Here is a 14417-nt window from a genome sequence, read left to right on the forward strand (position 1 = left end):
GTCTATTGTTTAAAAAAGATAATGATATAAAAAATTTTTATTTATCCGAATCTTTGCTTTAGTAAATCCGTATCATCAGTGCTCTTGTTTAGGGAATCTTAGTGAAAAGCTAAAAAAAGTTACGGTTTAATTACTTTGGATAGTATTTGCGGGATTTGTATTAAATCATAATCATCAGAAAAGACAATATATTGATTATGCCATGAAGGCGAAAATTTCTCTTTATAATCCCTTAGGCCTTTGTAATGAGAAAATGATTTTACTTTTTCATACACATATTTCATCGACTTTTCCTGAATCGTATTTGGGTTTTCGATACCGCTCATTGGCGCAAGACCGATATTTACAGCAGTAAGATTTTGAGATTTTAAGTAGTCAAAAAGTACAATCATAATAAAATCAATAATTCCGTTTGGAGCATCGGTAGTTTTCCTGATTAGATCATACGTTCCTTCGCCTTTGGTATAATCAGGAATGATATTAAGGAAAGCAATAATTTTTTCTTCGCTATTTTCGACTGTAATTATAGTTTGTTTTTTTAATTCGTCCCATAAAAAAATACCTTGAGAAAAAAGGATTTCATTCCGTCCCGTTTCCTCCAGCCATTCGTCACTAACCGATTGTATTTTTTGTAATAAACCATCTTTTATAGGAGGTAAATTTATGGTTGCTTTTAATCCTAAATCGCTAATCTTTTTTAATCCATTGCGCAACGATTTTCTACTTCCGCCTTCGAGGCTAAAAGTCGATAAGTCTACAACACCTTCTTGCCCTATAAAAAAATATTTTTTACCAAGAGATTTATACAACTCCAGATTTTCTTCGGGAATACGATAATAGATACTTTTTAAACCTGCTTCATAGCAAAAATTATCAAACTCGATGATGCATTGTTTTCTTTCATCATTGTTTTTTGCAACAGGATTTTCGAGTACTACTGCAAAATTACCCGAAACGCGATAAGCTAGGAAAGCCTCATTGTTTTGTGAAATATAAAGCAGTTTATCAAAGTAAGTTTTGAAATAATCCAAAGGCGAATTTCCGTATTTTTCTAAAAGTCCATTCGCAATTTCTTTTTCAGCAGTAGTTACAGGATCTTTAAAAATATAAGGTTTTATCAACGTATAAATTAAAAAGGTAAAAGAAACAAATCCGCTAATTTTAATTGATGCTAGAAAGTGTCTCGAAAAATTATCCAGAGGATTTAAATCATAACTGCCAAGCAGAAAATAATTTTGCAAAGTATATCGAATTGACTGACCAATACTAAAATCAATATTAAAATGTTTTTTATCTAAAAAATAAAAGCCAATTACCCCGTAAATTAATACAGCTATTACGCTTAAAATTGCGGTTTGTAAACCCAAAAGACGAAGCCTGGGATTGGTTTTAATATAGTATTCTTTGCGAGTTGCAATTAAACTTATACATACTATTAAGGCAATAATAGATTCTTCAAAATCTATTGCTTTGGTAAGATTTCCTATAATCGAAATTACAGATAATCCTAAGCCAAACCACCAAGCCATTTTTAAACCCTTTAGCATAAATGATGAGGTGACTAATAGGAACAATCCCGAGGTAAAAACCAGATAATTAGATAAATGAATTGCTTCTAGAGGTAAGAAGTTTTTTAAACGCATTAATCGGCCACTAATTGCAGGTGTTAAAACCGAAATTATATTAATTATTCCGAGACAAAATAATAACAATGCCGGAACGATTCGCATTAAGAGTCTATTTATTTTGGATAAAAAAGTAAGTATTCCTGCAAATAACGGAATCCAAAATTCGAACACCCGATATAGTAACGTAATCGAAATTGCTTCGGGATTGGTAAATCCATAACGTATTAATATAAAACTCATTGAGACTTCTACAGGGCCAAGACCACGAAGAAAAGGAGATATGATAAGAAAAATAACAGAGATTGTATATCCCATTGATGCTGCAATTAATGAAGGTTCAAATTGTAAAGCCATCATTGCAATATATAAATGAGTAATTCCCACTAAGTCGATAAAAATAGAAATTAGAATTGTATAAAAAAATTTGCTTCGATTTATAGTATGGTTTTGTAAATCGGTTAAGAAAATTTCAGTTTTAGGAAACCATTTAAGGAGCAATTTGTTGGCAGTTCCTTTGTTTAATATCGAATTAAATAATAAGAACAATCCAAGAATTAAGAGAATAATTACCAGCATTCCAATCCATTCACCCGATGCTATTGACCCTTTTAATAAAGCGTAAATAAATAATGGGATTCCGATAATTATAACAGATAAGATACCTATAAAACCATATATGGCAGACGCTAAATGAATTTGTACTTTTTCAATCCCCTTTTTAGTTAGAGATTCTGTAAAAAAGTATAGCGAAGTAACTCCGCCAGCAGGAATAAATACACTAACAAAATTTCGTTTTAAGAATAAAGCAAGAGCTTGTTTTAATTTAATTCTAACCCCAATTGCCGAAAATGCATTTATATACATTACTCCCTGAAGTAAGATGTAAAGCATAGTTGTACAAATCCCAACAATAATCCATTGCGGTTTTGCAGTTGTAAAACTATTCCTTACCTGAAGCAATTCTGTTTGTTCCTGTTTGAGAAACCAAATCGCAACGCCAAGAAAGAAAAGAGTTATAATAAATTGCGTAATCACTTTCCCGTTTCGGGATAATAACGGCACACTTCTTTCTTTGAAAAAATTTATGCAATAATCAATTTTAGATGGTGTTTTCAATATTGTTTTAATTAATTATCTTAGTATAAATGTATTACAATATTTTTTGAATATGATAGAATTCTTAATTATGATAAATATACGTGTTAAATAATTAAAAGTTAATCTGTTTTTCATTTAGCAGTAGTAATTTTAAATTCAAATTAACCCCCATTATTAATTTTTAAATATTAGTGATTATGAAAAAACTATTTCTAGCGTTAACCATTTTATATGGAGCAAGTATGATTGGTCAAACAGAAGTTAAATCAGATAAAGAAGTTGTTCCTCCTGTGGCAGTAACAATTGCTTTTCAAAAAGAGTTTACAGGCAAAGTTCCTACCTGGACAAAGGATTATGAAGGCGAAGATTCAGATCACATTCGTTATCTGGCTAAATTTAATACAGGTACATCTGTAGGATTAGCAGTTTATGATAATAATGGGATGTTAAAAGCATATGAACTGGCAATTGCCAGAACAGAACTTCCTAAAGCAGCTTTAAGCTACATACAAAAAAACTACCCAGACCAAACCATTAGAGAAGCAGCAAGACTTATCGATGGCAATAATATTATAACTTATGAAGTAGGAGTTGTAAAAGATAGAAAATTCCTTGATTTAGTATTTGATAAAAAAGGAGGATTTCTTGAGGTAACAGAAAAAGATTAATTGTAGCAGCATTTTTTTTTGATTATTAGTGAATAGCGTTTTGTTTTTTATAAGATTTTTATTTGTAAAATGTATTTCATAAGACGCTTTGGCGATGTTTTTAGCCGTTTATCCGATTTAATTAGCTTAAAAAATACTACAAAAACACAATTATCTGATTGTAAATGTGTTGTAATTGTTTTTTTTTAATTGTTTTCAACTCAAAAATTAAAAAATTAAAAGCCCCGAATACCCAGTGTATTCGGGGCTTTAGCTTTTTTTTGAGAATTTTTTATAGATATAGAGTCAATTATAATATTAAGAAAACATTAAGGTGAAAAAAAATTCAAGCATTATTTTATTTTGTATAATTTTTTTATTACTTTTAATATTCTTATTTTCAGTAACTTACATTTTTAGCGTGAGTTGTTGTTAAAAAGAAACTTTAATAAGATTTCGTTAAAGAAAACTAAAATACCACTTTAAGGTTCTTTAACATTAAAAAAGCTTTTGTTTATCAATAGTATTAAAGTAGTATAAATGGTTTAAACATCACTTCACCAATTTATAATGATTTTATAAAATATATTGAAAAAACATAAAAGCCTAAAATATATATTGTTGATTAATATTTAGACAAGTAAAGTGTTGTAATTTACATTGTCTTTAATCATCACTCAAAATTGATACTCAGACAAGTAAAGTGTTGTAATTTATATTGTCTTTAGTCATCACCCAAAATTAATACTTAGATTAATTAAACGCCAAAATGGATTCCCTATGGGATATCTGTAGACAATCTGTATTTAGAATTTAGAGAACCTACATATTCTGAATATTATATTTTTTTGAAGAATACCATCTATTACTTTATCTAAAATTTCAAGTTCTTATATTTTTAGAGATAGTCTCTCTATTTCTAGTTTAAATTCAAAATAGATTATTAACCCCCAATAATGAATCTTATGAAGAATAAATTACTCCCCTTGCTTTTTGTCTTAGGTAGTTATTCGGCTTACTCACAGGTAGGTATCGGAACACCATTGCCAAATGCTTCTTCACAGTTAGAAGTTGTTGCTAGTGACAAAGGTATTTTAATCCCAAGAATTAATTTAACAAGTTCTACGGATGCTACCACAATTACAAATGGTAATCAAAACAGTTTATTAGTATTTAATACAGCGAATGTTGCAGACATTAAAGCCGGATACTACTATTGGTATGATAATAAATGGAATAGAATAGTTATTTCTAATGAAGTTGCGCCAAGTACAGGAACTGTTATTTATAACCCAACAACTCAGCAATTTACTTATGTTGATGCGTCTGGAGTAACACAAACAGTTGACTTTACTCAAGTAGTAAAATCAAGTGAAACATTAACCACACTTACAAAAGATGCTGCTAATGATGGTAAATATGTTTATAAGAGTGAAGACGCTACAACCACTACAATAGATGTTGTAGGTGATGTAATTAATAATGCTTCAAGTATTGTAAACAATCCAATTTTTACGACCGAACTCGCAAATGTTATCAAGACAGATGAAACATTAACCACATTAACAAAAGATGCTGCTAATGATGGTAAATACCTTTATACGAGTGAAAATGCTACAGGAACTACAATAGATGTTGTAGGTGATGTAATTACAAATTCTTCAACAATTTTAAACAACCCTGCTTTTAAAACCGAAATAACCAATGTTATTAAAGACGAGGAAACAATTACCACGCTTGTTAATAACGGAGGAGGTTCTTATACCTATAATAACGAAGCAGGAACGCCTGTAAATATTGATGTTGTTGGTGATGTAACAACAAACTTTAGTACGATTGCAAATAATCCTGCAGTAACTACGATTATAGAAAATATTGCGACAAAAACAGTAGGTGCAGTAACTTTTGATTCTACAACAAATCAGTTTAGTTATACCGATGCCGCAGGTAATCCGCAAGTAGTAGATATAAGTACTATTGTAAAAGCGAACGAAACATTAACCACACTTGATAAAGATCCTGCTAACAATGGTAAATATCTCTATACGAGTGAGAATGCTACAGGAACGACAATAGATGTTGTAGGCGATGTAATTACAAATGCTTCTACGATTCTTAGTGATCCTACTTTTACAACAGAACTAACCAATATTATTGCAGCAAACGAAACATTAACCACGCTTGTAAATAATGGAGGAGGTTCTTATACTTATAATAACGAAGCAGGAACGCCTGTAAATATTGATGTTGTTGGTGATGTAACAACAAACTTTAGTACCATTGCCAATAATCCTGCGGTAACAACTATTATTCAGGAAATTTCAACAAAAACCGAAGGCGCAGTAACTTTTGATTCTACAACAAATCAATTTAGTTATACCGATGCCTCAGGTAATCCGCAAGTGGTGGATATTAGCACAATTGTAAAAGCAAACGAAACATTAACCACATTAACAAAAGATGCTGCTAATGATGGTAAATACGTTTATACAAGTGAGAATACTACAGCCACAACAATAGATGTTGTAGGTGATGTAATTAGTAATGCTTCTACGATTCTTAACGATCCTACTTTTACAACAGAGCTGACTAATATTATTGCAGCAAACGAAACATTAACCACGCTTGTAAATAATGGAGGAGGTTCTTATACCTATAATAACGAGGCAGGAACGCCTGTAAACATAGATGTTGTTGGTGATGTAACAACAAACTTTAGTACCATTGCAAATAATCCTGCGGTAACAACTATTATTCAGGAAATTGCAACAAAAACGGAAGGCGCAGTAACTTTTGATTCTACAACAAATCAGTTTAGTTATACCGATGCCGCAGGTAATCCGCAAGTGGTGGATATTAGCACAATTGTAAAAGCAAACGAAACATTAACCACATTAACAAAAGATGCTGCTAATGATGGTAAATACGTTTACACAAGTGAGAATACTACAGCTACCACTATTGATGTTGTAGGCGATGTAATTGCTAATTCTTCTACGATTCTTAACGATCCAGCTTTTAAAACAGAGCTAACAAATGTTATTAAAGCTGAGGAGACATTAACGACTCTTGTAAATAATGGTGCAGGTTCTTATACCTATAATAACGAAGCAGGTACAGCTGTAAATATTGATGTTGTTGGTGATGTAACAACAAACTTTAGTACAATTGCCAATAACCCTGCAGTAACTACAATTATTCAGGAAATTGCAACTAAAACTGCAGGTGCTGTAACTTTTGATTCTACAACAAATCAATTTAGTTATACCGATGCAGCCGGAGTTCCGCAATTAGTAGATATCAGTACCATTGTAAAAGCAAACGAAACATTAACCACATTAACAAAAGATGCTGCTAATGATGGTAAATACGTTTACACAAGTGAGAATACTACAGCTACTACAATAGATGTTGTGGGCGATGTAATTACAAATGCTTCTACAATTCTTAATGATCCATCTTTTAAAACTGAGCTTACAAATGTTATTAAAACGGAAGAAACATTAACGACTCTTGTAAATAACGGAGCAGGTTCTTATACTTATAATAACGAAGCAGGTACAGCTGTAAATATTGATGTTGTTGGTGATGTAACAACAAACTTTAGTACAATTGCCAATAATCCTGCGGTGACCACAATTATTCAGGAAATTGCAACTAAAACAGCAGGTGCTGTAACTTTTGATTCTACAACAAATCAATTTAGTTATACCGATGCAGCCGGAGTTCCGCAATTAGTAGATATCAGTACCATCGTAAAAGCAAACGAAACATTAACCACATTAATAAAAGATGCTGCTAATGATGGTAAATACGTTTACACAAGTGAGAATACTACAGCTACAACAATAGATGTTGTAGGTGATGTAATTACAAATTCTTCTACAATTCTTAACGACCCAGCTTTTAAAACAGAGCTAACAAATGTTATTAAAGCAGAGGAAACATTAACCACATTAGATAAAGATGCTGCTAATAATGGTAAATATCTTTATACGAGTGAGAATGCTACAGCTACCACAATAGATGTTGTAGGCGATGTAATTGCTAATTCTTCTACGATTCTTAACGATCCAGCTTTTAAAACAGAGCTAACAAATGTTATTAAAGCCGAGGAGACATTAACCACAGAATCTCAAAATTTAACTACAGGAGCAATAACCTATACAAATGAAGCTGGCACAGCAGTTACTTCGCAAGTAGTAAGTGCCGATGCTGGTAATATTGTAACAGTTGGAGCAGATGGTGGAGCTTTTGTAAATAATGCTGTTATTAAAGCCAACGAGACATTGACCACAGAATCTCAAAATTTAACTACAGGAGCAATAACTTATACAAATGAAGCTGGTACAGCAGTTACTTCGCAAGTTGTAAGTGCCGATGCTGGTAATATTGTAACAGTTGGAGCAGATGGTGGAGCTTTTGTAAATAACGCTGTTATTAAAGCCAATGAAACATTAACCACAGAATCTCAAAATTTAACTACAGGAGCAATAACCTATACAAATGAAGCAGGTACAGCAGTTACTTCGCAAGTTGTAAGTGCCGATGCTGGTAATATTGTAACAGTTGGAGCCGATGGTGGAGCTTTTGTAGATAACGCTATTATTAAAGCCAACGAAACATTGACAACAGAATCTCAAAATTTAACTACAGGAGCAATAACCTATACAAATGAAGCAGGTACAGCAGTTACTTCGCAAGTTGTAAGTGCCGATGCTGGTAATATTGTAACAGTTGGAGCCGATGGTGGAGCTTTTGTAGATAACGCTATTATTAAAGCCAACGAAACATTGACAACAGAATCTCAAAATTTAACTACAGGAGCAATAACCTATACAAATGAAGCCGGTACAGCAGTTACTTCGCAAGTAGTAAGTGCCGATGTTGGTAATATTGTAACAGTTGGAGCAGATGGTGGAGCTTTTGTAAATAATGCTGTTATTAAAGCGAATGAAACATTGACCACAGAATCTCAAAATTTAACAACAGGAGCAATAACCTATACAAATGAAGCTGGTACAGCAGTTACTTCGCAAGTTGTAAGTGCCGATGCTGGTAATATTGTAACAGTTGGAGCAGATGGTGGAGCTTTTGTAAATAATGCTGTTATTAAAGCCAATGAAACATTGACCACAGAATCTCAAAATTTAACTACAGGAGCAATAACCTATACAAATGAAGCCGGTACAGCAGTTACTTCGCAAGTTGTAAGTGCCGATGCTGGTAATATTGTAACAGTTGGAGCAGATGGTGGAGCTTTTGTTGATAACGCTATTATTAAAGCCAACGAAACAGTAACAGTAATAACTCCAATAGTAACTACAGGAAATACCATTGCAACTTATACAAATGAAGCTGCGGGAACTCCAGTAGATATTAAAGAAACGCTAACATCATTAACAGATGTTGTGACACAAGTTACAGATGAATTTGGGAATGTTAAGGATTTACACACATTGACTTATACAGATGAGGTAGGTACTCCTAATGGAATAGATTTATCCGTTTTAGTTAAAGGAGTAGAAACATTAACTTCATTGAGTTATGATGGTACAACTCAGTCATTGATTTATCAAGATGAAGAAGGAAATTCTTCTGATTTTAAATTGACAGATTTAGTTGGAGATGCGCAAACATTAACAACATTACAAGTAAATCTTGCAACAGGTACTTTAGATTTTACTGATGAACACGGAACAGTAAACCCTATAGATTTGAGTGCTGCTGTAAAAGAGCCTTGGTTTAGTTCAACAACAAATGTTGGAGCGACATTAAATACCGAAAATATTTATACAAACGGATGGGTAGGAATTGGATACACAACACCATCTGTAGCAACTAATGAAAAATTGAGAGTAAATGGTGCTATTACAACAATCAATAGTTACTATGCGGATTATGTATTCGAAGATTATTTTAAAGGTTTTTCTGAAATCAAAGCCGATTATAAATTTAAACGTTTATCAGAGGTAGAGGATTATATCAAAAAGAACAAACACCTTCCAGGAATAACTCCAATTACAGAGTTAGAAAAAACCAAAGAAGGGTATTCATTTAATATGTCGGAGTTATCAATTCAGTTATTAGAAAAAACAGAAGAGATATACCTTCATATAATCGAGCAAAACAAAGAAATTGAAGCAAAAGACAAAGAAATTAAAGAATTGAAATTAGCTTCAGAATCGATGAATCAACGTTTGGAAAAATTAGAAAAACTAATACTAGAGAAAAAATGATAAAAGTTCTTATCAGCTTTTTAGTATTCAGTACAAAAAGCGTAAGTATCAACTAATATTATTCTAGACTAAAAAATAAGATTATGAAATATATATATAAAACGCAAAAAATTATCCTAGCAACATTATTTAGTTTGCTCAGTTTTTGCTCAGTTTTTGCACAAACGGATAATACAAAATTAAAGGACGGTACAATAAGTACCGGGGCAACCAAAGCCTTTCCCGGAGCATTGTTTGAATTAGAAAGTAACAACAAAGGAATGTTAACTTCAAGATTAACTACAGCACAACGTGATGGAATTGCTGTTGCTAACTTAACCGATGGATTATTAATATTTAATACAACAACCGGATGTTTTGATTATTGGAGTCAGATACAAGGAGTATGGTTAAGTATTTGTGGTACGCCTCCGCCAGCAGTATTTGGAATTTCGGCAGACGAATGTCTTCAAATACTTGGTAATGGTGCCTATAAACAAGGGGTAGCTTTAACACTGGCAAATTATTTGACAGTTCCAGTTACAGCAATTCAACCAGGAACCTACACTATATCAGCAACAAATAGTAATGGGTATTATTTTACAACTAGCGGAACTTTTCCTAGTGCAGGTTCTTATGTTTTGAATTTGCCAGGTACAGGTACACCAAATAATGGTTTTACAGTAGGCGATCCGGGAGATGCACTTACTATTTCATTAAATGGAGTACCAGTTTCATGTGTGCCTCACGTTTATGTAGAAAAAGCCAATGTTGATTTTGTATTAAATTGTGCAAATATAGTACCTCAAGGCACCTATAATATCGGAATTCCTCTTACTGTTGCAAATAAGTTATCTGTAGAAGTAAATGTAACCAATCTTGGTTTTTGGAGTATGAGTACCAATACGGTAAATGGATATTCATTTAGCGCAACAGGTACCTATACTACATTAGGTACTCAAACAGTTAATTTATTAGGAACAGGAACCCCTACAGCATCAGGAACAAATAGTTTTAATCTTTCTTCCAATGCTTTAACACCTGGAACAGGTGCTTGTTCAGGTATCCCAGTTACTGTTGCTCCAGTAGCTTATACAATGGATTGTACAACGGCAACACAAAATGGAACTTATATGCAAAATATCCCTTTAATTGCTGCTAATACAATCACTTTACCAATTAATGTAACCGCAACAGGTCAAACAACAATAAGTACTACCACAGCTAGCGGAATTACATTTACATCAGGACTGATTAATTTATCAGTTTTAGGACCTCAAAATGTAACTTTAAGTGGTTCAGGAACACCAACAGGATCAGGAGCAATAGCCTTTACAGTTACGGGAACTCCAGGTACAGTAGGAACTTGTTCATTAAATGTAAATTTAGCTTCACAGCCTGTTACCTACGTAACAAATTGTGGAGGAATAGCAGTAGCAGGTACTTATGCACCAGGAGTAGCCATGGATGCAACAAATACTATGACAATTCCTGTAACAGTAACCTATGTTGGAGCATACACCATTACAACAAATACAGTTAATGGTATTAGCTTCTCAGCAACGGGAACATTTGCAACGACAGGATTACAAAGTGTGGTAATGACAGCCACAGGTACACCAACATCAGGAGGTAACTATCCATTTGCCATTACAGCAAATAGTACCAATGCAGCTACTCCTTGTAACAAAAGCGTATCATTCGTTATTCGTTTAATGAACGTTTTAGGATTAGGAGATGGTATTTATCAGCCAGGTACAGGTGGGGCTTATGCATCCAGAGCAGTATTAGCTTCATTAGCAAACTTTGGACCTACAGGTACAGTACAGGTAGATGGAATTAAGATTGTTAATGGAGGAACTAATACAGGAACTACATTAAGAAACTTAATCAATAACAATAAAATTGATATCATAGTTTTAGGATATAATTATAACACGACAGATGCGACAACTTTAAATATTTTGACAGATTTTGTTAAAAACAAAAAAGGAGTATTAATTCAGGCACAAGAAAATGGTAATACTGGTATAGCAACTTTAGTTAATCAAATTTGTGGTTCTACAATAACTGCAGCAGATGTTAATAGAAATAATTGTACTTACATAAATCCGTTGGCAAGTATTGCTGATCCAATCTTAAATGGTCCTTTCGGGAACATACAAGGGCTTGCTATAGGTGGTGATAATAACAACTCATATTCTATGACACTACCAGCAAACACTATAAGTTTGGCAACAATAAGCGGACTTCCTGCCAGGGTAACAACATTTAGACACAATACATTAGGATATGTATATTGTGGAGATGGAGGTTTACTTACAGGTACATCAAGTACAAATACTTCTACAACGGATTATCCTGCAAAAATTACAACAACCGGGCTACCACTTTCTAAACCATATAATGGAGGTACAACAGTTTATAATAGTATTTTTTATGCTAATTCAATGGCATGGGCTATCGGGTATGTGCAAGATAATATCGATGTAGACTATGTTATTCCTTAATCAAGGATAAAAGTAGAAAAAACACCTCTTTTATAAATAAGATAATCGAGGTGTTTTAATAACTCTAATGTTTTAATTAAGACACAATTTGTCATGAATTAGGGATAACACTTTAAATAAAATGATATGATTAAATTTTATATAAAAGCTATTATTATATCGATGTTTTTTATAAGTAGGCTTGGTGCACAAACAGCAAATTCGGGAGTACTAACGATTATGCCTAATACACAGTTTGCTACAGTATCAGACTTTAATAATAGTATATCGGGTAATGTTTTAAATGATGGAAATTTCATCGTTTATTCAGATTTTAATAATGACGGAATAGTCAGATATACAGAAGCTAATAACGGAACAACCTTTTTTACAGGCACAACTGCGCAAAATATTGATGGCAGGTCAGTTTCAGATTTCCAGAATATAGTCTTTGATAATCTATCCTCATTAGTTCCTTTTCATTTGTATACCAAAATTTCTGTAGGGAAGCAGGTGGATTTTAAAAGCGGAATTGTCGATGCTGCTACTTATAATGGTAAAGTAATTTTCAAAGAAAAAGCGACTCACATAGATGTTAGTAATTTGAGCTTTGTAGATGGACAAGTAGAAAAGAGAGGAGTTGCATTGTTTGAATTCCCAGTTGGAGACGATTTGTTTTTCAGACCCTCATTTCATGGTGTAGGTACAGATGCAAATAATGTTTATGTAACCCAATATTTTCTCGATAATGCAGGAAGCACCCGTCCATATACAAGTAAAGAAGATATTATTCTAACTATTGATGAGGTAGAGTATTGGAATACAACCCAAGACTTAGGAAGCGAAAAGATTGTTTTAAGTCTTTCATTAGATCCAGCTACAACACCTGCTGCCTTTTTTGTAACAGATCCCAATAAAAAATTATCTATAGTACGTTGGGATACAGCTTTGGCAAAATGGGTAGATGAAGGCGGTATTACAAGTAATCCGAATATTAGTGGAAGTTATTCAAAACTAGTTACTTCACAAGTAAGGGGCTATGGAATTTTTACAATCGCCATAGTTAACAAACCAGACATTAATCCTAACCTTGATATCGTTGTAAATAACGCAATATCACCAAATGGAGATGGTATTAATGATAGTTTCCTTATAGAAGGGATTAACAAGTATCCAGATAATAGAGTGGAGATATACAATCGCTGGGGAGTAAAAGTATATGATGCAAGATCATATAACGAGAGCGATAATATGTTCACAGGATATTCAGATGGGCGCGTAACGGTAAACAAAGGAGCAAAACTTCCAACAGGAACCTATTTCTATGTATTAAAATACAGTAACGGTAGAGATGGGATCGAAAGTTCAGGATATTTATATATCAATAACCAATAAAATAAACTAATGGAAAAGATTTTTTACATAGTAGCAATATTGTTATTGGGAGTTTTTAATGCTTCGGCACAACAAGAATCGCAGTATACGCAATATATGTACAACACTATGGCTTTTAATCCAGGTTATACAGGATCAAGGGAAGTAGTAAGTGCAATGGGATTATATAGAACACAATGGGTTGGTTTAGATGGTGCGCCAAAAACAATGAACTTTTCAATACAAAGTCCATTAGGGTACCATGCCAACGGTATTGGATTAAATGTGGTTAGTGACGAGATAGGGCCAACAAATAATACAGGAGTAATGGTTAATTATGCCTATACAATTATAGGTAATAACGACTTAAGATTCTCTTTTGGTATTTCTGGAGGGTTTGATAATTATGTAGTTGATTATAATAAATTAACTATTCAAAATCCAGATCCCTATTTAAACGGAAAAGAATCTAAGTTCCTGCCAAATGTAGGAGCGGGATTCTATATGCATACCTACAATTGGTATATAGGAGTATCAGTTCCTAAATTATTAAAAACAGATTATTATGATGATGTAGCTTCAACAGTTTATACAACAAATGCTCATTATTATGGTATTGCAGGATATGTTTTTGATTTTAGCCCCAATTTAAGATTCAAGCCAGCAGTTTTGGTAAAAGTAGTAAAGGGAGCTCCAATAGCTGTAGATGTATCTGCTAATTTCTTAATTAGTAATAAACTAACCCTCGGATTAGCCTATCGTATAGATTCCAGCGTGAGTGGTTTGGCAGGTTTCCAGATTACCGATGGAATACAAATAGGGTATGCGTATGATTATGAAACTACAAATCTGGGAAATTATAACTCAGGTTCGCACGAAATATTCTTAAGGTTTGATCTTTTCAATAAGTCAAATAAACGAATGATAAATCCAAGATTCTTTTAATTAATGATTAAAAAAATA

General features: G+C 32.9%; 6 protein-coding genes. 5 read left to right on the forward strand and 1 reads right to left on the reverse strand.

What is annotated here, in order from left to right; translation table 11 throughout:
• Positions 1-119: 119 nt before the first annotated feature.
• A complete protein-coding gene (locus SHI72_RS17860) occupies positions 120-2690 on the reverse strand; it encodes a phosphatidylglycerol lysyltransferase domain-containing protein (protein WP_323490893.1) in 2571 nt (856 codons plus the stop codon).
• A gap of 233 nt (positions 2691-2923) precedes the next feature.
• Between SHI72_RS17860 and SHI72_RS17865 the strand changes: the two genes are divergently transcribed.
• The 5 genes from SHI72_RS17865 (at position 2924) to SHI72_RS17885 (ending at position 14399) form a co-directional block, all read left to right on the forward strand.
• Positions 2924-3394, forward strand: coding sequence for a hypothetical protein (locus SHI72_RS17865; RefSeq protein ID WP_086895900.1), 471 nt, complete (start codon positions 2924-2926; stop codon positions 3392-3394).
• A 944-nt stretch (positions 3395-4338) separates the two neighbouring features.
• Positions 4339-9612, forward strand: a complete 5274-nt coding sequence (locus SHI72_RS17870) for a hypothetical protein (protein WP_323490894.1) — start codon at positions 4339-4341, stop codon at positions 9610-9612.
• A gap of 83 nt (positions 9613-9695) precedes the next feature.
• Positions 9696-12101: a hypothetical protein gene (locus SHI72_RS17875; protein ID WP_323490895.1), complete on the forward strand. Its 2406-nt coding sequence runs from the start codon at positions 9696-9698 to the stop codon at positions 12099-12101.
• Positions 12102-12227: 126 nt separating this feature from the next.
• The gene (locus tag SHI72_RS17880) at positions 12228-13475 is read left to right on the forward strand and encodes a gliding motility-associated C-terminal domain-containing protein (RefSeq protein ID WP_323490896.1); all 1248 of its coding nucleotides are present in this window, start codon (positions 12228-12230) and stop codon (positions 13473-13475) included.
• Positions 13476-13484: 9 nt separating this feature from the next.
• Positions 13485-14399 (forward strand): type IX secretion system membrane protein PorP/SprF, encoded by a 915-nt coding sequence (locus SHI72_RS17885; RefSeq protein ID WP_039116768.1) that lies wholly within the window; start codon positions 13485-13487, stop codon positions 14397-14399.
• Positions 14400-14417 lie beyond the last annotated feature (18 nt).

It is taken from the genome of Flavobacterium sp. PL02, assembly GCF_035013205.1.
In the GTDB taxonomy this organism is placed as follows: domain Bacteria; phylum Bacteroidota; class Bacteroidia; order Flavobacteriales; family Flavobacteriaceae; genus Flavobacterium.